Annotated in this window: 20 protein-coding genes; 2 read left to right on the top strand and 18 right to left on the bottom strand. The window is 46.5% G+C overall.

All coding sequences use genetic code 11. The features are described 5' to 3' along the window. Positions 1-13 precede the first annotated feature (13 nt). Genes hypA through hypB form a run of 5 tightly spaced genes read right to left on the bottom strand, consistent with a single transcriptional unit; the run spans position 14 to position 3,538 of the window. Positions 14-355, bottom strand: coding sequence for a hydrogenase maturation nickel metallochaperone HypA (hypA, locus tag AC5SLM_RS00905; RefSeq protein ID WP_495249037.1), 342 nt, complete (start codon positions 353-355; stop codon positions 14-16). Continuing rightward, positions 355-1,353: a hydrogenase expression/formation protein HypE gene (gene hypE, locus AC5SLM_RS00910; protein ID WP_495249038.1), complete on the bottom strand. Its 999-nt coding sequence runs from the start codon at positions 1,351-1,353 to the stop codon at positions 355-357. Before hypE ends, hypA begins: the two co-directional genes overlap by 1 nt. Further along, the gene (gene hypD, locus AC5SLM_RS00915; protein ID WP_495249039.1) at positions 1,350-2,462 is read right to left on the bottom strand and encodes a hydrogenase formation protein HypD; all 1,113 of its coding nucleotides are present in this window, start codon (positions 2,460-2,462) and stop codon (positions 1,350-1,352) included. The genes hypE and hypD overlap by 4 nt, the downstream gene beginning before the upstream one ends. Continuing rightward, the gene (locus AC5SLM_RS00920) at positions 2,449-2,730 is read right to left on the bottom strand and encodes a HypC/HybG/HupF family hydrogenase formation chaperone (RefSeq protein ID WP_495249040.1); all 282 of its coding nucleotides are present in this window, start codon (positions 2,728-2,730) and stop codon (positions 2,449-2,451) included. Before AC5SLM_RS00920 ends, hypD begins: the two co-directional genes overlap by 14 nt. Before the next feature lie 10 nt (positions 2,731-2,740). Then, positions 2,741-3,538: a hydrogenase nickel incorporation protein HypB gene (hypB, locus tag AC5SLM_RS00925; protein WP_495249041.1), complete on the bottom strand. Its 798-nt coding sequence runs from the start codon at positions 3,536-3,538 to the stop codon at positions 2,741-2,743. Positions 3,539-3,671: 133 nt separating this feature from the next. Here hypB and AC5SLM_RS00930 point away from each other — a divergent pair, with 133 nt between their 5' ends. Further along, the gene (locus AC5SLM_RS00930) at positions 3,672-4,403 is read left to right on the top strand and encodes a hypothetical protein (protein WP_495249042.1); all 732 of its coding nucleotides are present in this window, start codon (positions 3,672-3,674) and stop codon (positions 4,401-4,403) included. On the opposite strand, the gene nikR is transcribed toward AC5SLM_RS00930, so the two are convergent. The 7 genes from nikR to AC5SLM_RS00965 form a co-directional block, all read right to left on the bottom strand. Beyond that, positions 4,369-4,782 (bottom strand): nickel-responsive transcriptional regulator NikR, encoded by a 414-nt coding sequence (nikR, locus tag AC5SLM_RS00935; RefSeq protein WP_495249043.1) that lies wholly within the window; start codon positions 4,780-4,782, stop codon positions 4,369-4,371. The genes AC5SLM_RS00930 and nikR overlap by 35 nt on opposite strands. Positions 4,783-4,862: 80 nt before the next feature. Continuing rightward, positions 4,863-7,082: a carbamoyltransferase HypF gene (gene hypF / locus AC5SLM_RS00940; RefSeq protein WP_495249044.1), complete on the bottom strand. Its 2,220-nt coding sequence runs from the start codon at positions 7,080-7,082 to the stop codon at positions 4,863-4,865. A 9-nt stretch (positions 7,083-7,091) separates the two neighbouring features. Then, entirely contained in the window at positions 7,092-8,744 is a 1,653-nt protein-coding gene (locus tag AC5SLM_RS00945) for a hypothetical protein (protein WP_495249045.1), read from the bottom strand. Then, positions 8,728-9,285, bottom strand: a complete 558-nt coding sequence (locus AC5SLM_RS00950; protein WP_495249046.1) for a HyaD/HybD family hydrogenase maturation endopeptidase — start codon at positions 9,283-9,285, stop codon at positions 8,728-8,730. Before AC5SLM_RS00950 ends, AC5SLM_RS00945 begins: the two co-directional genes overlap by 17 nt. 12 nt (positions 9,286-9,297) lie before the next feature. Beyond that, positions 9,298-9,972: a Ni/Fe-hydrogenase, b-type cytochrome subunit gene (gene cybH / locus AC5SLM_RS00955; RefSeq protein ID WP_495249047.1), complete on the bottom strand. Its 675-nt coding sequence runs from the start codon at positions 9,970-9,972 to the stop codon at positions 9,298-9,300. A 15-nt stretch (positions 9,973-9,987) separates the two neighbouring features. Further along, positions 9,988-11,712, bottom strand: a complete 1,725-nt coding sequence (locus tag AC5SLM_RS00960) for a nickel-dependent hydrogenase large subunit (RefSeq protein ID WP_495249048.1) — start codon at positions 11,710-11,712, stop codon at positions 9,988-9,990. 3 nt (positions 11,713-11,715) lie between these two features. Next, entirely contained in the window at positions 11,716-12,873 is a 1,158-nt protein-coding gene (locus AC5SLM_RS00965) for a hydrogenase small subunit (RefSeq protein ID WP_495249049.1), read from the bottom strand. A 270-nt stretch (positions 12,874-13,143) separates the two neighbouring features. Between AC5SLM_RS00965 and AC5SLM_RS00970 the strand changes: the two genes are divergently transcribed. Then, positions 13,144-13,392 carry a hypothetical protein gene (locus tag AC5SLM_RS00970; protein ID WP_495249050.1) on the top strand — a complete coding sequence of 83 codons (249 nt, stop codon included), beginning with the start codon at positions 13,144-13,146 and terminating at the stop codon, positions 13,390-13,392. Here the strand turns inward: AC5SLM_RS00970 and AC5SLM_RS00975 are convergent. From AC5SLM_RS00975 to AC5SLM_RS01000, 6 genes are all read right to left on the bottom strand, one after another. Then, the gene (locus AC5SLM_RS00975; RefSeq protein WP_495249051.1) at positions 13,386-14,714 is read right to left on the bottom strand and encodes a nickel-dependent hydrogenase large subunit; all 1,329 of its coding nucleotides are present in this window, start codon (positions 14,712-14,714) and stop codon (positions 13,386-13,388) included. The two genes, AC5SLM_RS00970 and AC5SLM_RS00975, sit on opposite strands and share 7 nt — an antisense overlap. After that, a complete protein-coding gene (locus AC5SLM_RS00980) occupies positions 14,704-15,618 on the bottom strand; it encodes an NADH-quinone oxidoreductase subunit B family protein (protein ID WP_495249052.1) in 915 nt (304 codons plus the stop codon). Before AC5SLM_RS00980 ends, AC5SLM_RS00975 begins: the two co-directional genes overlap by 11 nt. Beyond that, the gene (locus tag AC5SLM_RS00985; RefSeq protein ID WP_495249053.1) at positions 15,611-16,204 is read right to left on the bottom strand and encodes a TetR/AcrR family transcriptional regulator; all 594 of its coding nucleotides are present in this window, start codon (positions 16,202-16,204) and stop codon (positions 15,611-15,613) included. The genes AC5SLM_RS00980 and AC5SLM_RS00985 overlap by 8 nt, the downstream gene beginning before the upstream one ends. A 118-nt stretch (positions 16,205-16,322) precedes the next feature. Continuing rightward, entirely contained in the window at positions 16,323-16,922 is a 600-nt protein-coding gene (locus AC5SLM_RS00990) for a hypothetical protein (protein WP_495249054.1), read from the bottom strand. A gap of 130 nt (positions 16,923-17,052) precedes the next feature. Then, positions 17,053-18,126 (bottom strand): CNNM domain-containing protein, encoded by a 1,074-nt coding sequence (locus AC5SLM_RS00995; RefSeq protein WP_495249055.1) that lies wholly within the window; start codon positions 18,124-18,126, stop codon positions 17,053-17,055. Positions 18,127-18,240: 114 nt separating this feature from the next. Continuing rightward, entirely contained in the window at positions 18,241-20,049 is a 1,809-nt protein-coding gene (locus AC5SLM_RS01000) for a menaquinone biosynthesis decarboxylase (protein ID WP_495249056.1), read from the bottom strand. Positions 20,050-20,055: the final 6 nt, after the last annotated feature.

The following is a 20,055-nucleotide window of genomic DNA, read 5'->3' on the forward strand; positions in this document are numbered from 1 at the left end:
TTCCCTTGTTACCCTACTCCATCTCAAGGCGCATGAGGTACATCTCCTCGCCATCCAAAATAGAAACTTCGGTGCTGTTGCACTTGGGGCAGTAAAATTCGTTTTTATCAAGCACAGATTCGCTCTTACATGTAGAACAATACAACACCAATTCTTGCAAATCAATCAAAAGTTCCGCACCATCACAAATCGTATCTTCTTTAAAGGTATCAAAGGCGCTTTGGAGCAAATGCGGCTCAATTCCACTAAGCTTACCTACCTTGATTTCCACTTTCAACACCCGCGTGGCGTTGTTTTTTTTCGCGTTACTTTCGCACAAGTCCAAAAGCGCATTGACAATCGAAAATTCATGCATTAGCAAATCCTTGGAAGGAGCTCTCCCTTGGGAGGCTCTAAAAATCGGTGGCTTCCCCAAGGGGTTTCAAGCACCACTTTTCCCGCATGCTCACCCACCACCGTGCCGATGTAACACGCTTTTTGGGTCTCTTTAAAGCGGTGCAATACGCTCAAGGTTTTTTCCACATCCGCTGCCTCGACACACAATACCATGGTGCCTTCATTGGCAAACTCATAAGGCTCAAAACCCAAGAGTTCGCAAATGCCCTTCACTTCTTGTGCTACGGGAATAGCTTTCTCGCTCACGGCTAGGCCCACTTTGGATGCCTCAGCCCACTCATTTAACACCGCAGAAAGCCCGCCTCTGGTGGCATCGCGCAACGCCAAGGGTTTGATGCCCGCAGCAAACAACGCCTCTACAGGCGCCCACAAGGAGGCACAGTCGGTTTTGAGTTTCATCTCCAAATCCAACTCTTCCCGTTTGGCTAAAATGCACGCCCCATGGTTACCCACTTCATTGGAAACAATGAGCGCGTGATTGGGCCGTAGGTTGTGCGCCGAGATGCCCTCGCACACAATCTCACCAATGCCCGTGGTGTTGATAAACAGCCCATCCACACCCCCTTTTGGCACGACCTTTGTGTCACCCGCGACAATCTTTACCCCGCTTTTTGCCATCTCTTCTTTCATGCTCACAACGATGGCTTCAAGCTCTTCTACCAAAAACCCCTCTTCTATCATAAACGAACAGGTCAGGTAAAGGGGTTTGGCTCCGGCCATCACGAGGTCATTGACCGTACCAGCGATGGCTAGCTTGCCAATATTCCCCCCTTCAAAAAAGAGCGGGCTCACCGTAAAAGAGTCCGTAGTAAAGGCGATGGGACCCTTTACATGTAAGGTGGCCGCATCTTCCATTTTTTCTAAAATTTCATTGCTAAAGTGTTTGAAAAACAGCCCTTTAATCAGTCCTGTTGTCTCTTCACCACCCCCGCCTTGGGAGAGTTGAATCCGTTTCATGCCACCCCTTTGTGGGTAAATTTTCCGTATTTAAAGTACGCCGCGCACGCCCCTTCACTAGAGACCATACATGAGCCCATGGGACTGGAAGGCACACAGGCTTTGCCAAACACCTTGCACTCATAAGGCTTTGCAAGGCCTTTGAGGATTTTTCCGCAAATACAGGATTTGTGGTCATCAATAGGCGTTTTGGGCAACACCCCATCAAAGACCTTTTCCGCATCAAGGTGCGCGTACGCGTCTTTGAGCTTAAGGGCGCTGCGTGGGATGTCTCCAATGCCCCGCCACCGAAAACTCTCCCGCTGTTCAAAGTAAGTATTGATGAGCTTTTGCGCAACAACGTTACCCTCACGAGAAACAGCTCTAGTGTATTGGTTTTCCACTTCGCAACGCCCCTCGTTAAACTGGCGCACGATTTTTAAGATAGACTCCATCACATCCACAGGCTCAAATCCTGCCACTACGATGGGTGTGTTAAACGCACGCACAATGGGCTCATAAATCTTCGTCCCTGTAATAACGCTCACGTGCGAAGGCCCCAAAAAGGCATCAATCTTCGCATCACCCCCTGCCATGATGGCTTCTACGGGCTCAGGCACCAACACGTGGTTGATGTGAAACAGCACGTTGGGGACGTTTTGCGCTATCACCATTTTCACCAAACTCGCACTCATAGGCGTCGTGGTTTCAAATCCAATAGCAAAAAAAACCACTTTTTTATCAGGGTTTTCTTTAGCGATTTTTAGCACATCCAAAGGCGAATAAAGTGCACGAATATCTGCCCCCTCAGCGCGCAAAGTTTGCAAAGAGCCCTTGCTTCCAGGCACGCGAATCATATCTCCAAGGGTGGCCAAGATAACCCCTTCTTGGGAAGCCAGCGCCAAGGCATGGTCGATGCGCTCTTTGGGCATGATACACACAGGACAACCCGGACCATGCACAAATTGAATCTGCTTGGGCAGGAGTTGCGGGATGCCAAATTTCATGATGGTATGGGTATGTCCGCCGCACACTTCCATGATGTTAAGGGGGCGTGTGACCTCGGCGTGAATGCTTTTGGCTAAGGCTTTCACGTGGGCGGGGTTACGAAACTCTTCAATCAGATCCATGCGGCCTCCCCATGATGCCCTCTTCGTGGTCTATTTCCCCCGTATCCATCATTTGCACGATTTCTTCGTAAATCTTCAAGCTCTCCAGAGCCTCTTCTTTACTAATTTTCCCCATAGCGTAGCCCACATGGATGAGCACATATTCTCCCACCTCGACTTTTTCATCAATCAAATCCAAGGTCACCTGACGACGCACCCCCATGGTGTCAACGGTCGCCATATTGTTTTCATCTATTTCTACCACTTTTGAGGGAATGGATAAACACATATTTTTTCCTTTAACGGCGTAACGCCTTTTTCATTTTAAGATAATTTACCCACTGGTCAATTCCCTTGCCCGACTTACTATCAATCTCGATAATGTCAACTTTTGGATTGAGTTTGCGCGCTTCTTTAACAGCGTGCTCAACGCTAAAATCAAAATGGGGCAATAAATCGCACTTAGTGATAAGCAATACATCTGCCGTGCGAAACATCACGGGGTATTTTGCAGGCTTATCGTGCCCTTCTGGGACGGAGAGCAACACCACGTTTAAGTGGGTTCCCACGTCATAACTAGCAGGGCACACCAAGTTACCTACGTTCTCCACAAAGACCACATCAAGGTCTTCAAGAGGCATGGCATGCAACCCTTCATGCACCATAAAGGCATCCAAATGGCACGCTTGGCCCGTTGAAATCTGATACGCAGGGGCGCCTTTGGCTTTAATGCGGTCCGCATCTTGATTGGTCTCCAAGTCACCCTCGATGACACCAAGCTTCAACGCACCCGTGTCGATGGTCGCTTCCAAAAGCGTCGTTTTGCCAGAACCTGGGCTACTCATGAGGTTTACCGCCAATACATTGTGGGCTTCAAAATGCTCCCTGATGTGCGCCGCTTCTTTGTCATTGGCGTCTAAAATCTTGGTGATAACTGCGATGGTTTTAGCATCATTAAGCTGAGGATTTGGGTGATGGGCATGGTGGTCATGCGTGTGCGCGTGGTCGTGGTGGCTATGGTCGTGGTGGTCGTGGCTATGGTCGTGGTCGTGGTGGTCGTGGCTTCGCGTGATAGTACAACCGCAATCTTTACACATGGGAAGTTCCTTTTTAATAAGAGTATTGTGCATCGAGGGACGAAAGAAACATTATAAACCGACCAAGTAAAAGCCCCCTTAAAAAAGCAAAAGCTTACTAATTTTTCGGAGTGAGTTGTGGTATACTAGCAAGATGAAATCAACCCCTTGCCTTCTTTGCAAACACACCCATTTTTACCCTCTCAAGGACGGGCGCCTAGAGTGCACAGCATGCAAGCACCGCTATTCTCCCACCAAGCGTGCGCAAATACTAGCACTTCTTGATGCCTTTTTGGCGCAAAGCTCCCCCCAAAACACAGCACACACATGTGGGCTTTCTCTCCCTACGGTTCAAAAGAATTTTGCCCATTTTCGTCACCTTTGTGCCATCCTTTGTGAGCGTGTGTATGAAACCCATGCGGGCGCTTTTTGTGAATACGAAGAGTACCTGTTTTTACCCCGCTCAAAACAGAAAAATCTCTATCAGTTGGTTGAAGGAATTGGTGTTATGGGGCTTAGTACGGGCAAGATTGTCTACACCCTTTTAATGCCAGACCACTTCCACACCTACGACGCCCAAATCCGAGCCAACCCCGAATTTATCCACACCCTAAGCAGTTATTATCAGTGGCATAAAATTAGCAAACTCAACACATCCACCACGCCACTAAGCCGTTTTTGGGTTTTTTTAGAGGAGTTCTTAAAAGGATTTTATGGGGTAAAACGCGAACATTTTGGGAGCTATCTCAAAGAAGCGGAATTTCGGTTTAACCATGACAAAGCAGCACAAAAAAGCCTGCTCACGCAAGCATGGAGAGAGCACGAAGCCAGAAGACTTCGTGCGAAAATGATTACGACGCAGGAACCGCCGCTTTTACGAGTTTAGAGAATTTAACCCCTTTAAGGCCGCCAATTTTTTGAGCAAAATCTTGGATTTTGTTGGCTTGTCCTTGCACCATAACCGTTTCAAGACAGTTATCATGGTCCACGTGGACATGGGTGTTACACATGATTTTAATTTTTGCGTCATGTTGAATGTCAATAATGCGTTGCACTAAATCATTTTGATGATGGGTATAAATCATTGTCAATACACCAATCACGTCAGAATTATCGTCTTTCCAGCTGTCTTTGACAATCTTCTCGCGAATCAAGTCGCGGGTAAATTCACTTCGTGAAGCATACCCTTGTGTGGAGACTTTTTTGTCAAGCTCAACCAACAGTTGTTCGGGAAGTGAAACACTAAAACGAATAACATTATCCATTGTTTTTTCCTTTTTTAATTAAGTTCTAGTAATATTATTGCAAAAATACTTAAAATGCAATAAGATTAGTTACTATTGTGCTAAATAAGTTGCGCCAACTGGCCTATGGCGATTGCCCCATCATTTGGGGTTATTTTTTGAGGAAAATACAGAGGAATATTTTCCCTTTCTGTCGCTATAATTAGGCGTTCAAGAAGGGTTTTATTTTGAAAGACCCCTCCTCCCACCACCACAGGAAGTGCTTCTTTTTGTGCAATACTAATAATACATTCAACAAGCCCATTAATAAATTTTGTGCTAATTAAGGCTTTATCGTCCTCTAGCATTGCCAAAAAAGCTTCCGCATATCCAATCACGCCCTCCTTACATGTAAAGGGGTACGCGTCTTTGCATTCAGGCTTTATGGCGCGCTCAATCAATAAACCACTTTCACCATCATAACTCACCTTATTTAAACCAAAAGTTAATACCGCTACGGCATCAAATATTCTTCCGACGGAGGAACAATAGGGAGAATTTAATCCTTTTTGATGCATTTTTTTCAACATCTCTTGTTGATTTTTTGGCACGGTTTCAAACATTTTTTCTACATGTAAACCCCAACGCTCTTTGGGAATATCCAAAAAAATGGAATATAAAATTCGCCAAATCTCTTTAATGCTCGCCTCTCCACCAAGAAGCCTAAAGGGTTTAAAATGGGCTACGCGCGCATATGCTTTGCCCTCGCAGCGCAAAAATTCCCCACCCCACATCGTCCCATCATCCCCATAACCCGTCCCATCCCAAGCCACGCCAAGCACGGGGCCCTCAAGGCCATGTTCAAACATCACCGCACGAATGTGGGCGTGGTGGTGTTGCACCGTGTGTACTGGCACACCTTGCGCTTTCGCCCAACGCGAAGTTGCATAATGAGGATGCTTGTCGCACACGATTGCGTCGCATTTTACCCCATAAAAGCGCTCTAGGGTCTCTAGGGTTTTTTCAAAAAATCCAAAGGTTTCTAGGGTGTGCATGTCGCCAATGTAAGGACTTTGGATGATTTTTCCCTCATGAAAAAGCGCAATAGCGTTTTTTTGCTCTGCGCCTAGGGCTAAAATAGTCTGCTTGCATTGGCTTTTAGTGTGGAAGGTTTGGGGTGTCAGCCCCCTTGAGGCGCGCAGCAAGACAGGCTTATCGCCCACTAGCTGTACCACAGAATCATCACTGGCGTTGACAATTTCGCGGTTATAATCCAAATACACATCCACCACGCCTGCCAATTTTTCGCGCAATAGCCCTGCAGTTTCTACGATAGGCTCGCCCGAACGGTTGGCGCTCGTGGCCACAATACACCCGTTTAAAAAGGAAAAAAGCCTTACATGTAAAGGCGTATAGGGCAAAAAAAGCCCCAGTCTGTCCGTGTGCGGCGCAATAATCTCTGGCAATGTTGACGTGGCACGTTTTTTGACCAAAACAATGGGTTTTTGGATGGAGCACAGCATCGCTTCTTCGTGTTCGCTCAAAAGTGCATGGACACGGACCATCTCCCTGTCTTTGCACATCAGCGCAAAAGGCTTTGTAGGACGGTGTTTTCGCGCGCGCAGCAAAGCCACAGCCTGCGCATTTTCCCCATCACACATGAGGTGAAACCCACCCATGCCTTTCATGGCCACGATTTTACCTTCGCGCACGTGTTGTGCCAACGCTTCAATAGCCCCATCACCTCGCACCAACTCCGCCCCATCACTCATGCGGTGTAGGCTAAGTGTCGGGCCGCACTGGGGGCAGCTAATAGGCTGGGCATGGTACCGTCTGTCAAGTGGATTGTCATACTCCGCTTGACACAAAGCACACATGGTAAAAGGCTCCATAGACGTATTGGGGCGGTCATAAGGCACGGTACGGACGATGGAATAGCGCGGGCCACAGTTGGTGCAGTTTGTAAACGCGTACCCGTAGCGGCGATTAGAAGGGTCGCCCATTTCTTGCGCACAATCCTTGCACAAGGCCATGTCAGGCAGTACTGCTGAGTGTTTTGCTCCCACATGCAGGCTTTGACGAATCTCAAAAACAAGAGAGTGGGCCAGGGGTTTGAAGGTTTTTTGCAACACATCGATGCGCGCAAGAGGAGGCAAAGATGCCTTTAAATCATGCTCAAACCTCTCAATTCTCGCCCCATCCCCTTCTACTTCAATGCTCACCCCCTCAGGGGAGTTAAGCACAAAACCTGTAAGGTGATGCTCTTGTGCAAGGGTGTATACAAAGGGGCGAAACCCCACCCCTTGCACCAAGCCTTCCACCACAAAGCATGCCCGTTTCAAGGCAAACGCCTAGGTGTCCAAGGGGAGTTCGCGGTTAAAGCATACCGTGTGAGAAACCCGCGCTTGGCGCGCCACCACTTCTGCCATCCGTCGATTAGCAAAGAGTCCGCCGCAAAACCCTGCGTGGGTTGTTTTAAACTCCTCTTTCATGCGATCAAGGGTGTCGGAGATAAAATACCCCAAGCTGTCCACATACCCAAAACTCAGCGTCAAGGCATCTAACTCCGCAAGATGGTAGCTCATCCCACTGCGCACCACACGCATGGCGTTTAAAGTGCCCTTAAGGGTTTCTCCCTCTAAAAGATAATCGATCCTTGGGCCCTTAAGACCACTAAAAACCATCGCGTTATCAAGCATCACTGACGTGGCTTCTTGTACCGTGGAGGCATACCCAAACAATACGCCCGCTACCCCCATAAGGGTGGCAATGCTTTTAGGTTCATCCGCAAGTGAGATGCCGCGCGCAAAGGCCACACGCTCGGGGTGCGCTTTGGTAAAATTTTCCACCAAACGCTCGCCACTGCCACCACTTTCTTTGATGGCATCTAAAATCGCCCCAATCGTGTCGGGAAATTCCACCTTCACCAAATCCACCATTCCAAGGGCTTCTTGGTAGACCATAAAGGCATCATCATGGTGTCGGCTGAGGTAAAAACATGCTACTGAGGCATCAAAAAGATGGTGTTCTTTTAAAAGCGCAGCAAAGTGTCCATGGGCTTTTGCCTCAAAGGCTTGGGCGCTTTTTTGGACAATAGGGTTGGTGTAGGTTTGACCAAAAGTGGGAATGATTTCCCCATTTTCTAGCACAATAACACCAATGCTTTCACGAAACGCACCCCCTTCATAAGTAAGCGCGTTTTCTTCCGTGGCTTCACAAGGCGTGAGGGCTACAAACTCCACACCCTGTTCAAAAAGCGAAGCGCACAGCAGGTACAGTACCAAATCATCTGCCATTTTTAAAGAGACAAACCGTACAGGCAAGATCTCCTTGGCGGCAAAAATAGCATTGATAGGAAGGCGTATAATGGGTTTCTCCAAAGAAGCAAGGGCCTTAATCTCGTCTTCTTTAATGACCACCATTTTTTCCACCACACTCAAATCACAAGGCACTACCACAGAGGTCTCGTCAAAAGCAAGGGCTTTACATGTAAGCACATCAAGACGCATCCAGCCGGTGGTTGTCTTTACATGTAAAGGATTTTCTTGCGCCATGCGTGCAGCGGCAAGAAAAATTTCTTTAAAAGAGGTGGTTTGGCTTGTCAAAAAATTTTCTGTTTTACAAAGGCGTAAAGGCCCCTGCCCTTGAATATTTTCGCCAAAAGCAGGAGGCGTAAAAGGATCGTACGTCTCTTGTGCACGCGCAAGCATGTGTGGCGTAAAAGGCAAAGCAACCTCACACGCAGGCCGTTCCATGCGCCCTTTACCAAGGGTTTCTGCTACCCTTACATGTAAGGATTTAAAATACAACGACAAAGGCAAGGCACGGCTTAAATGGTCTGAAAAATCAATCAAAACATCCTCTTCGCCCTCAACACACAAGACCACATCGCTGCCCTCGCGCTCAAGGGAAAAAGGAAGGGATTTTTCCTCTAAAGCCTGAAACAAAAAATTTTCCAACACCCCGTTATGGGAAACATAGTGAAACTCAAACGCTAGAATCATCATACTCTCTTTGGCACGCAAGATTGGCGACTTGCTGGATGGTCAGTTCTGGTTTTTCTACCACAACATCAAACCCAAGGCTGCGCATGTGGTCAATAAATGTTTTTTCCATCACCGTTGCACCTTCGCGCACGGCATTGGTCATCTCAAGGGTAGTGATAGAAATCACTTCAGGGATAATCCCAAGCACTTTGGTGCGCGGGCGATCACCCAGTAAATCCATCATCGTCAATGTTTGAAGCATTTCCACTTCATGAACACTGCCTTGCCATGTAATCGAATTGGGCACATCTTCAAAATCAAAGAAATACACGTCCCCAATTTTACCATCATTTGCATTCACACAATCAAAAATAATCACGTAATCGTACAGGGCAATGACGGGAATCAAACGTTCAGCAAGGGTGCCACCGTCGACAAAATCGACGGTGTGCTCAGGAGAAGTAAACGCATACTTTTGTTCAACCAGATGGCAAAGATGCACTCCGACACCTTCGTCGGAGAACATCACATTGCCTATTCCAAGGACAAGAACCTTCATCAACAACCCATCTTAATGATGGTCGTTTTTGGTGTATTTATACCCGCTAAACACAGCATCCAAGGCGCCTTCTTTGCCCTTAATGGAGCTAAAGATTGCCAAATAGATGTGGATTGGAGTAAAGATCAAAATCCCCCACATAGTGATGTGGTGAATTTGACGCACATTGGCCAATCCCCCCATCATGGCTTCAAGCGGTCGCATGAAATCATACAAAAACCCGCCAAGCCCTTCGTGGTACACGTGCACATACAAAATCAGTCCTGTTAAACAAATCAGAACAATCATCGCGTACAACCCAAGGTAAGCCATAAACTGGAGTGGGTTGTAAGCACCTCGCGTATGGGGATGTGGCCCCATAAACAAGTAGTATTTGATTTGCGCAATCCACACTTTGGGACTAATAAAATCCCAAAAGGAAACCCGCTCAAACTTGCTAATACGATCAAAAAAGAACAGGTACGTTTTAAAAATCGTCGCTGCGATTAGCACAAACCCTGCGATTTGATGCCACATTCTTACTTCTGCGTGCAAAAATAAAATGGGCTCACCCGAAGGCTTAGGGGATGCGAACACGTAGGTCAAATAAAACCCTGTGCCCACCAAGATAAACATCATAATAAAGCGTATCCAGTGCGTCCACCTGTAGCCAACTGAAAATTCATAAACTCTTGTGCGTTTTGACATTGTTTGCTCCTTAGCTTAGCAGCTAGTACCGTTTGGATTGACCTTATAGCTACTGATTTCGTTGCCTTTGGTGTCCATAACGTGTACCGCACATGCAAGGCATGGGTCAAAGGAGTGGATGATACGGATAATCTCTAAAGGCTGAGACAAATCTGCAATCTTAAGACCCACCAACGCTTCTTCGTATGGCCCGCGCACACCGCTTGCATCTTTAGGAGACGCGTTCCAAGTGGTCGGAACAACCGCTTGGTAATTTTCAATCACACCACCTTTGATACGTACCCAGTGAGAAAGCACCCCACGAGGCACGTTGCCAATGTAGCGTCCTTTGTACTCTTTGTTTTTGTCAATCACATACGGAGCACACGTGGACTGGTCAACCTTTAGGTTATTTATAAGGGCTTGGAACGCTTCCATACCGCTGTCAATAATCACTTTGGTTTCAAGCATACGGCACGCTGTACGTCCGAGTGTTGAAAGGGCTGCTGCTAAAGGTAGGCCTGTGTCTTTCAAGAACTGGTCGACAACTTTAACAACCCGTGGGTTGCCCTTGGCATAGTTCACCACGATGTTTGCAAGTGGTCCAACTTGCATTGGCTTGCCATCATAACGAGGGGCTTTGACCCAGGTGTATTTACCCTTAGCGTCAATGGCTTTAGAGTGCGCCAATTCGCCTTTGTCGTTGATGGTATCCATGCTCACAAAGCCTGTGTAGTTAGGGTTTTGTTTGCCATCATATGGGTGCAGTGGCTCGTTGTCCACGTACCACGCGTGTGTTGCCTCTTCGGTAATTTTACTCTCATCCACTTCAAGCACTTGGCTTAAATCGCCATTCATCACGATACCACTTTCAAAAATGGTTTCTGTCGCGCTTAGAGCAAACTCTTTATAAGTAAACAAGTTAGCGGTTCCAAGGTCATTTAAAACGCTCTCTTCTACCGAATATGCCTTACCTGCCATTACAACATCGGGGTAATAAGCACGGTTAATAAAATCAGCAACCTCTTGGTATTTCACCATAAATTCACCCAAACGTGCTGGGCTCATAAGGTCCATAATACATGTAACGCCACCAACAGTTAGTGACTGAGGATGGGGTTGTTTTGCACCAAAAATCGCCATCATCTGTGCAGCTGTTCGTTGAATGCGCAAGGCTTCCAAGTAATGAGAAAGCGCGATGAGGTTTTGCTCAGGTGTTAGGTGGTATGTTTTGTGTCCCCAGTATGCGTTCGCGAACGGCCCAAGGTGTCCTTTTTTAACAAAGGCGGCCACGCGCTCTTGCACGGCTTTAAGGTGGTCATGACCTGTTGCAATAGGACTGTCAGTGTATTGGAACGCAACCTCGGAGGCTTTTTTAGGATCAGCACTCAAAGCAGAAACCACATCTACCCAATCAAGTCCATGAAGTTGGTAAAAATGCACAGGGTGATCGTGCATGAACAAGGAAATGAGCATCAACGAGCGTGTTAGCACTGCATTAAGTGGCGGTTGGATGCCAAGGGCATTTTCCACCGCTTCAATCCCTGCTTTGTAATGTGAATAGGTACAAACACCGCAAATGCGCTGTACAAAGAAGCCCGCATCTCTAGGATCGCGTCCTTTTAAGATGGTTTCAAGACCACGCCATAGGGTTGAAGAAGCATAGGCTTCTGTCACCACGTTGTTGTCATCAACTTCTACCTCAACCCGAAGATGGCCTTCGATTCGTGTAATAGGGTCTACAATAATTCGCTTACTCATGGGTTATTCCTCATCTTTCTTTGAACCTTTAACTGCAGCAATCGCAGCATGCGCCGCAATACCTACAGCCGTTGCTGTGAGCAATGCAATACCAACTCTGTCCGCTGTCTTATCCGCACCTACACCGTAGAGTGTTTGGTAGAGTCTGCTACCAAGCGGTTCTTCAAATGGTCCCATTGCATCCCAAAAGTCTGGCTCACTACATCCGATACAACCATGACCCGCTTGAATCGGCCAAGAGGTATGTTGGTTGAAGCGTTCAATTGAACAGTTATTAAACGTGTATGGCCCTTTACAGCCCACTTTATAAAGACAATAGCCTTTTTTAGCGCCCTCATCACCAAATTGCTGAACAAACTCACCCGCATCAAAACGGCCGCGTCGCTCACAAAGGTCATGAATACGAATGCCATAAGACCATTTTGGACGGTTGTAGACATCAAGAGCAGGAAGCGCACCAAACAAGACATAGTGAAGCACTTGGCCCACAATGTTTTTCTCACTTGGAGGACATCCAGGTACATTGATAACCGTTTTTTTAGTGATTTTACTCATAGGTTGTGCGTTGGTTGGGTTTGGATAAGCCGCTTGAACCCCACCAAAACTTGAACACGAACCAATGGCAAAAATAGCGGCGGCGGATTCTGCGGCGGCGCGTGCGTGCGCTGCTCCTGTTGTGCCGTGTGGTCCAACGGTCAAGTAAAACTCACTTTGACCTTCTGGAATACCGCCCTCAACCATCAAGATAAGTCGCCCTTTGTATTTTTTGATAGCATTTTCAAGATTATGCTCTGCTTGCCATCCCGCTGCTGCCATCAATGTTTCATGATACTCAAGAGAGATAAAGTCAAAAATCAAGCTGTCAATCGTTGGCTCTGCGGTGCGAACCAAACTCTCACTACAGCCCGTACACTCCGCCATGTGCAACCACACAACCGGCAAACGATCGGTAAGTTCTGCAGCTTGGGCCATCAACGGCGTGAATGAAGAAGGAAGAGACAAAAGTGCTGTCATACCCGCTGCCCACTTCATAAAATCACGGCGATTGACGCCGTTTTCGTCCATCATACTGCGAATGGACTTATCTTCCCGAAGCTTCGGAAATTTCGAAAGCTCTGCAAGTCGCGCAGAAACCTTCTCAAACATTTCGGCATGTTCCATCGGTTACTCCTATGTAAAGTTTCATCACCCACCAAACAAAGCAATTTCATTCAATGAATGATTATTCATTTATATTAAATCCAATCTTGACACAAAGCACAATGAGTCCCAACTCTTTCCCATGCCCCTTTCGACAAAGAGGGTAAAAATGAAACATAATTATAAGACAAATTGTGTATTTTTTTAAACTTACTTTAATCTCATAGTGGTGAAGTTGTGATAAAATAATTCTCGCGTCAGCTTCCCTTATTTACGGGAAAAGGAGGGTACATGGTCTTAGCAACTTGGGTTGCATTAGCGTTAAGCGGTAGCGATATTAACGATTATCCTTACCTAAAACAACGCGTGCCTCGCCCTGAAAAAAAAGAGCTCACCATCAAATCAACTATCACACCTCGGGAGTTTAATAAAAAGGCAGATGCATACCAGCGGTGTATGAATGAAGGAAAAAGCGACAAGGAATGCAGGCATTTACTCGGCCCCACGTACCATTTTAATTTTGAAGTGCTTCCTCACTGAGTCGTGCACACCGAACACACATCGAGTCCTTTAAAAATCAAGTCGGCTTCATGAGGGTTTTTAATGCCCAAAAGTGCTTTTTGAATCACGGAAGGCTCTTTTTTGGTGCCATTTCCAAGGTTCCACACGGTGGGTGTAATGATGTCGTAAGCACATATTTTGCCCTTTTTCATCTCTACTTTGTGTATCAACGAACCACGGGCCGCCTCTACGATGCCCTGCCCTTTGGTGTTTAGCGTTTCAATGGGAAAAGCAGCTTTTTTACACGATGGTTCTTCAATACAAAGATGCGTAAGCAAGGTGCGGGTTTGGACTATCAAATACGCAACCTCCAGCACCCGCGCTAGCACCCGCGTGGGTAGGGCATCTTTGTATTTGCGGTGCATGTCGCGCACGAGCGGTTCTTTGTCTATCATCATGCGAGCCAAAGGGCCTGTTTCAAAATATTTATTTTTGTACAACGCGCTTTTAGAATAAGTGTAACCGTTTTTCTCAAAAAACGTATTGGTCAAGCTCTCCCTCACGTATTTTGGATCCGCTCCTACCACACGTGTTTTAAGGCATTTTTGAGCGCCCCCTTCATGTCCAAGGGCCAAAAACCGATCGTAGCTTCTTCCTAGTGTTGCAAACTCTTCACGCGCCAATACCTCAAAGACCCTTCCTAGTAAACCCGACCCTTGCCGTGCCCCTAGGGCAATCTCGCCCCCAACAACAGCCTCGCTACAGACACCAAACACCTGTGTCTCGCAAAACCTATCCACTTCGTCTAGCAACAAGCGCGCTTGCGCAACGTCCATGCGCGTTGGGTCACACGTTACCCCGCCCACCATCACATAACTCCCATGGGGCCATTGTCCGCTAAAGATAGCACCCATTTTTAAAATCTTGGCAAAGGCTTCTTGAGTAGAGAGCCAAAGTTTTCCCTTAAAATCAGCATCAGCGCGAAGACTCTCTTCATGTTTTGCCAATTCAGGCACGATGGAAACCATGAGCCATTTTAGGTGGTTTTGGATTTTCTCAGCATTAAGGACGATGGTACGAATCCCTTTTGCCTTAGCAGAAATCTCCAAAGGATACCCAATGGCCTCGTAGCAGCTCTCAAGGGCCAATACTGCCGCACTAATGTGGGCATGGGAGCAAATACCACACACCCGTGGCGTAATCACAAGGGCATCAAGGGGGTGCCTTTCTTTTAAAATCTCTTCAATCCCACGGTAATTAACAAAAGCGATTTTTGAATCAACCACCTTTCCTTGCTCCCAGGCAAGTTCAAGTTTTGCCTCGCCTTCGATCCTCGCTACAATCTCTTGGCTAATCCTCATCCATGAGCCTTTTTTCCAACCGTTCAATCTTAAATCCCTTGGCAACCCCTGCAAGAGCATAATACGCGCGTCTTGGAACCCCTACGGGCGTGGCGGGCAAGGACATGTACTTGGGTGTTAAAAAAAGGGCATGCTTGGGAAAACTAGGCTCTGTACATCCTAAACAGGGACTCCCCACGCGTGTTTTACTGCTGGTTTCGTTCCATAAGATTTTATTGCAATTGGCGTGTGTCATAGGGCCTTGGCATCCTTGCTCGTAAAACAAACACCCTTCTTTTGTGCCAAAGGTGTCACAATCCACCTTCCACTCAAAATACTCATTGCGCAAACATCCATGGTGAGCAAGGTACGCATAAATCTCCTTAGGACGATGCAGGGCATCAAGCTTTAGAGGTTGGCGGTGTTTTAACAACATCAATACCTCTGCCACCCACGAAGGGTGCACAGGGCAACCTGGAAGATTGATAAGAGGATGGCCTGCGGGGGTTTTGAAGGTTTTTCCAAAAAATCCGCCCTCTTTTTCTCCCCGAAAAAGAGCCCCCATGATTTTCTCAGGGTTGCGTTCTTTAAAAACGCCTCCAAAAGAGGCACAACTACCCACACATATGACGTGTGAAGTGCGCGCCACAAGGGCATCTAAGATGGTATCTAACCCCATCCCATAACGCGCAATAATAGAAGCATCGTGGCTCAACGCCCCTTCAATCACTAGCACATCAATAGGCACGCGTGCGTGCATGAGGGTTTTTAAATCAAAAGGGGTGGGTAAAAGGGGGTGGTACAAAAAGGAAAATGCTTCACAAAAAGAAGCATAATGGGCGTAGTTTAACAGCGAATGGCTGTTGCCATTACATGTAAGCCCCTGCACCCACGCAACGCTAAAGGTTTCGCTCACATCAGGCATCTTCTGCTTTCAAAGCACGGTAGATATTGTCCGCAATCTCATCCACATAGGTTAGCAGGCCTCGCGAGAGGGTATTTTCGCCTTTTAAAAAAACAAATCCGCCCAAATAGCCCATCAACAAACCAAAGGCAGTAAAAAAATCTTGGTTGCGAAGTTCGCCTTTGCGCACCCCTTCTTCAAAGAAAATCATAAGTTCTGTCATGAATTCACTCACACACAACATGCCATCACACCCGTCTTTGAAGACTTCCTTATTTGAAAGAAAGACACGCAAAAAGTAGTTTAAATGTTCGGGTTTTTTTTCCGCAATCAAAAAATAAGCTTCGACGATTTTTCGAATCTTTTCTTGGGAAGAAAGAGAGGTTTCGTTGATTTTTTGAATTTTTGCGGCAATCATCTTGGACGAATAGCGAATAATCTCACGGGCTAAGAGCTCTTTAGAGGTGTAATAATTATAAATATTCCCAGCACTCATGCCGATGGATTTTGCAATTTGAGGAATAGTGGTGGCATAAAACCCTTGGGTAGAGAAGAGTTTTAATGCCGCTTCCAAGATAAGTTCTGATTTATTATTGACCTTTGCCACAATCCTTGTGTCCTTTACATGTAAGGTTTTAAGGAATGAATCCTTTGGCAAAATTGTAACACAAATACCCAGACAGTCACCTTTTTCACCATTGCAAACGCGTTTTGCAAAAACCCTACTAAAAACAAAGCCCCTGAAGGGTTAACTCTTTTTTTAATACTTCCAGTGAAAAGGTTTTATCGTACGTGTGAAGCTCTTGCCATGTAGAACCCAACAAGACAGGCTTTGACGTGGTGTTAAGCTTACGCCGAATCCCATCTAAAATACGCAGTAAAATCGACTGCACACAATAGTACTGCGCCGCTGTTAGTCGTTCGCTCACTTCCACCAAACTCACATAAGGGGCAACCCGTTGCATTCTTCCATCCACCTCCGTCTCAAGCCAAATGCGCTTGGCATACGGATGCTGATATTCCACCCCAAACTGCACGACGAAAGAAAACTTGCGAAGTTTTTGGGCAAAGGTGGATTTGGGCAAAGGGTATTTGGCGTGTTCAAAAAACAAAAAGGTAACCCACAAAAAATACTCTTCAAGCAAAATCCCTTTTTGGTTGATTTCGTTAATCGTTTCTTCTTCAATCTCCAACTGTTCGCGCAGGTACTGCAAGTGCTTGGTGCGCCAATTAGGGGTTTTATCTTCTGCTTTTTTTTGCCATTCTATAAGGGTTGGACGGGGGATATTGTAGCGGTCTACAAGGGGTTTGTACGCGATTCTCACGGCTGCCTCCAAAGGTCAGGATTCATCACTTTAAAAGCTTAAAGCATGGAGTTCATGCTTTAAGCTTGAATGATTGCCTTTCTTGAAAGCAAATATCGTGCCAATTTAAACGCCCCAAGAGACCAAAAACTTACTCTTGAGGCACTGCTTGTTTCAGGGACTTGCGTATCTCTTTTTTTTGCTGTTTCTTTTTGAGCTTCATCAAGGTTTTTGCAAAGGCTTGCATGTCTTCGGTCGTATCCGCTTCATCCATGATTTCAACCCCCAAGACAGTCTCAATACAATCCTCTAGCGTTACAATTCCCTCGGTTTGATTGTAACTGTCCACCACCACAAACATGTGCTCACGCCGTTTGATAAACATATCTAGGGCATACGAAACGGGGATGTTTTCGTGAATGGAAAAAATCGGCTGCATGATGGTTTCAATCATCACATCTTGATTAATGATTGCTTTTTGAAAAATCTTTTTGGCCATCACCATGCCAATAACGTTATCAATACTCTCATCATACACTGGAATCCGCGAAAACTTATGCACCTCTTCTTTTAAGAGCACATCGCGCACACTCATGGTTTTCTCCACCGCAAACACAACACTACGCGGTGTCAAGATGTCGTACACCTTACTTTTGCTAAGCTGCAAAGTATTTTCGATGATGTCAGACTCTTTTTCATCAATAATTCCCGCATCCTCCCCCAAAAGTGCACTTTGCAAAAACTCTTCGCGGGTCATGTGGTGCCCTTGATGTTTTCCTGAAATTTTCTTAGTGATAAAAAGCGCAACCACTACCAAAGGGTAAGTGATAAAAATCAAAATGCGAATCAAATACGCAGCAGTAGGCGCTAACTCTTTCCAAAAAATCGCCCCAATGGTTTTAGGAATGATTTCGGAGAGAAAAAGAATCAGTAGCGTCAAAATGGCGGAAACATAAAACATGTATTCGATGCCAAAAAGCCGTGCTGCTTCGGCGCCCACACCTGCTGCGCCCACCGTGTTGGCAACGGTGTTGACAATCAAAATGGCCGAAAGGGGGACACTGATCTCTTTTTTTAATTTGAAAAGCATTTCACCCACCACAGGTCTTTCTTTTTTAAGCACCTGAATGTAGGAAAAGTTAAGTGAGAGCAAAATCGACTCAAGCAATGAGCAAAGATAGGAAACCCCGATGGCTAGCGCCATGTAAAAAAGAAGCAGTGTCATACCACACGCTCCTCAAAGGGTTTCAAAGGCTGGTAGGGTAAAAAGGTCCAATACGCGGTGACTTCCAAAATGCGCATGCGCATCTCCACAAAGCACCGCTTAGGCGATGAAGGTTCAGACATGGTAGTGTTTTAAAAACTCCTTTGTTACGGTAATTATTTTTCTCTCCCCCAATGAAGCAATCACTGCAGGGTCACAATCTGTATCTTTGGGCCACTCGCGTTCGTACCCATCAAGGGCTGTTTTATTGGTACCATCAAGGGCCATGTAGTCTTCTTCTAGGTACACATCACGCAAAGCATCCATGTTGTTCACCACGCGCCACACAAGCATGTAGGGATTGGCAACATCGTTACTCGCATGGTCAACAAAAACAAGCAGTTTAACATGTTCTTTCAGGACTTTCAAGGCCTCAAACACGTCACGCATGGGGGAGGTTTTCTCCACCCCAATAACACACACGGGTGTTTTTGTATGGGTTTTGTACTGTTTTACTGCTTTAATCTGAGGAACGAGTGCCGACATTTTAGCATAAAGTTCCCCATCTTGCAGTATCTTTTTGTCTGAAAAAAGAACATTATCCTGAGTACAATCAAGCCCCAGTTTTCCCCCATAGCACGCATTGGGCGAGGCATGGTCAAGGGCATCACACACCCCTTCACTGATGATCACATTGCCTACTTTCACGCGGTCAAGAATGTATTCAGCCACTGCGTCATACCCATTCAATGCGGGGGCATCAGCACCTAAAAAGAGGGCGTGTTTCACAAAACTCATCTGCCCTACTCCCCAAAACGCGTGCATAAACTGCTTGGCGTGGCCGGGATAACGGGTTTCCATCTTGGCTAAAATAAGGTTATGAAACACCCCATTTTCTGGCATGTCATAATCAATCAAGTCAGGTGCGGTTGTTTTAAGCAAGGGCAAAAATACCCGCCCTGTGGCCCAGCCCATGTATTTATCTTCCAATGGCGGCTTGCCCACCACTGTAGCCAAATAGACAGGGTTTTTTTTGTGCGAAATGCAACTTACCTCCATCACAGGATAAGGCTCTCTTAGGGTGTAATACCCCGTATGGTCGCCAAAAGGCCCTTCGATACGCAGTGCCGCTGGATCCACCCACCCCTCGATAACATAATCCACGTCTTCAGGTACGTAGATAGGGTTGGTTAAGGATTTGACCAAGCGGGCATTTTTTCCTTTGATAAGCCCATAAAGCATCAGTTCAAACACGCCATTTGGCATAGGGGCTTGCCCGCACCAAATATACAGCGGGTCTCCGCCAATGGCAATAGAAACAGGCATGGGCTGCCCTGCTTGTTTGTATTCGTGAAAAAAGTGCGCACTGTCTTTGTGAATCTGCCAGTGCATGCCAAGGTGTGTCTCATCGTACACTTGCAAGCGGTACATGCCAAGGTTGTGTTTTGTGCCATCCAAACTAGTCGTGTACACTTGCCCCATGGTAATAAAAGGGCCGCCATCCTCACTCCACGTGGTCAACACAGGGATGTCGTACAAATTGGGCTTTTCTTGCACCACCTCTTGGCACACGCCTTTAGAACTTAGGCGTTTGGGAAAGACATTTTTGAGATTGAAGAGTTGACCAAGCATGCTCATGGTGTTAAAAAACCCTTGCGGAGGCTTTACATGTAACAAATCATCAATCTCTTTAGCGACCGCGTCAGGCTCTTTGCCAAAAAACAAACGGGTGGCCTCGTAAGAACCAAAGACGTTCATCAACACCGGCACATCAAAGGTTTTACCCAACCGTTTACTTACAGGTTTGGTAAAAAGCAGGGCTTTGGAGTCGGGTTTTTTAACTTCCACATAGGCTGCGTGAGGGATTTCCAAGTCAATATCCACAGGTTCGTCGATAACCCGCAACAATCCGTGTTGTTTGAGTAAATCAATGGTCTCTTGCATCTTTCC

This window comes from Sulfurospirillum sp. HTRB-L1 (assembly GCF_059415125.1).

What these genes read in the sequence shown, in the direction of transcription:
- AC5SLM_RS00945 (WP_495249045.1), bottom strand. Translation starts at nt 8,744, where the DNA reads ATGATTCTAGCGTTTGAGTTTCACTATGTTTCCCATAACGGGGTGTTG.
- AC5SLM_RS00975 (WP_495249051.1), bottom strand. Translation starts at nt 14,714, where the DNA reads ATGAGGATTAGCCAAGAGATTGTAGCGAGGATCGAAGGCGAGGCAAAA.
- AC5SLM_RS00950 (WP_495249046.1), bottom strand. Translation starts at nt 9,285, where the DNA reads ATGAAGGTTCTTGTCCTTGGAATAGGCAATGTGATGTTCTCCGACGAA.
- hypD (WP_495249039.1), bottom strand. Translation starts at nt 2,462, where the DNA reads ATGGATCTGATTGAAGAGTTTCGTAACCCCGCCCACGTGAAAGCCTTA.
- cybH (WP_495249047.1), bottom strand. Translation starts at nt 9,972, where the DNA reads ATGTCAAAACGCACAAGAGTTTATGAATTTTCAGTTGGCTACAGGTGG.
- AC5SLM_RS00920 (WP_495249040.1), bottom strand. Translation starts at nt 2,730, where the DNA reads ATGTGTTTATCCATTCCCTCAAAAGTGGTAGAAATAGATGAAAACAAT.
- AC5SLM_RS00970 (WP_495249050.1), top strand. Translation starts at nt 13,144, where the DNA reads ATGGTCTTAGCAACTTGGGTTGCATTAGCGTTAAGCGGTAGCGATATT.
- AC5SLM_RS00930 (WP_495249042.1), top strand. Translation starts at nt 3,672, where the DNA reads ATGAAATCAACCCCTTGCCTTCTTTGCAAACACACCCATTTTTACCCT.
- AC5SLM_RS00960 (WP_495249048.1), bottom strand. Translation starts at nt 11,712, where the DNA reads ATGAGTAAGCGAATTATTGTAGACCCTATTACACGAATCGAAGGCCAT.
- nikR (WP_495249043.1), bottom strand. Translation starts at nt 4,782, where the DNA reads ATGGATAATGTTATTCGTTTTAGTGTTTCACTTCCCGAACAACTGTTG.
- AC5SLM_RS00980 (WP_495249052.1), bottom strand. Translation starts at nt 15,618, where the DNA reads ATGCCTGATGTGAGCGAAACCTTTAGCGTTGCGTGGGTGCAGGGGCTT.
- AC5SLM_RS00995 (WP_495249055.1), bottom strand. Translation starts at nt 18,126, where the DNA reads ATGACACTGCTTCTTTTTTACATGGCGCTAGCCATCGGGGTTTCCTAT.
- AC5SLM_RS00965 (WP_495249049.1), bottom strand. Translation starts at nt 12,873, where the DNA reads ATGGAACATGCCGAAATGTTTGAGAAGGTTTCTGCGCGACTTGCAGAG.
- AC5SLM_RS01000 (WP_495249056.1), bottom strand. Translation starts at nt 20,049, where the DNA reads ATGCAAGAGACCATTGATTTACTCAAACAACACGGATTGTTGCGGGTT.
- hypA (WP_495249037.1), bottom strand. Translation starts at nt 355, where the DNA reads ATGCATGAATTTTCGATTGTCAATGCGCTTTTGGACTTGTGCGAAAGT.
- hypB (WP_495249041.1), bottom strand. Translation starts at nt 3,538, where the DNA reads ATGTGTAAAGATTGCGGTTGTACTATCACGCGAAGCCACGACCACCAC.
- hypE (WP_495249038.1), bottom strand. Translation starts at nt 1,353, where the DNA reads ATGAAACGGATTCAACTCTCCCAAGGCGGGGGTGGTGAAGAGACAACA.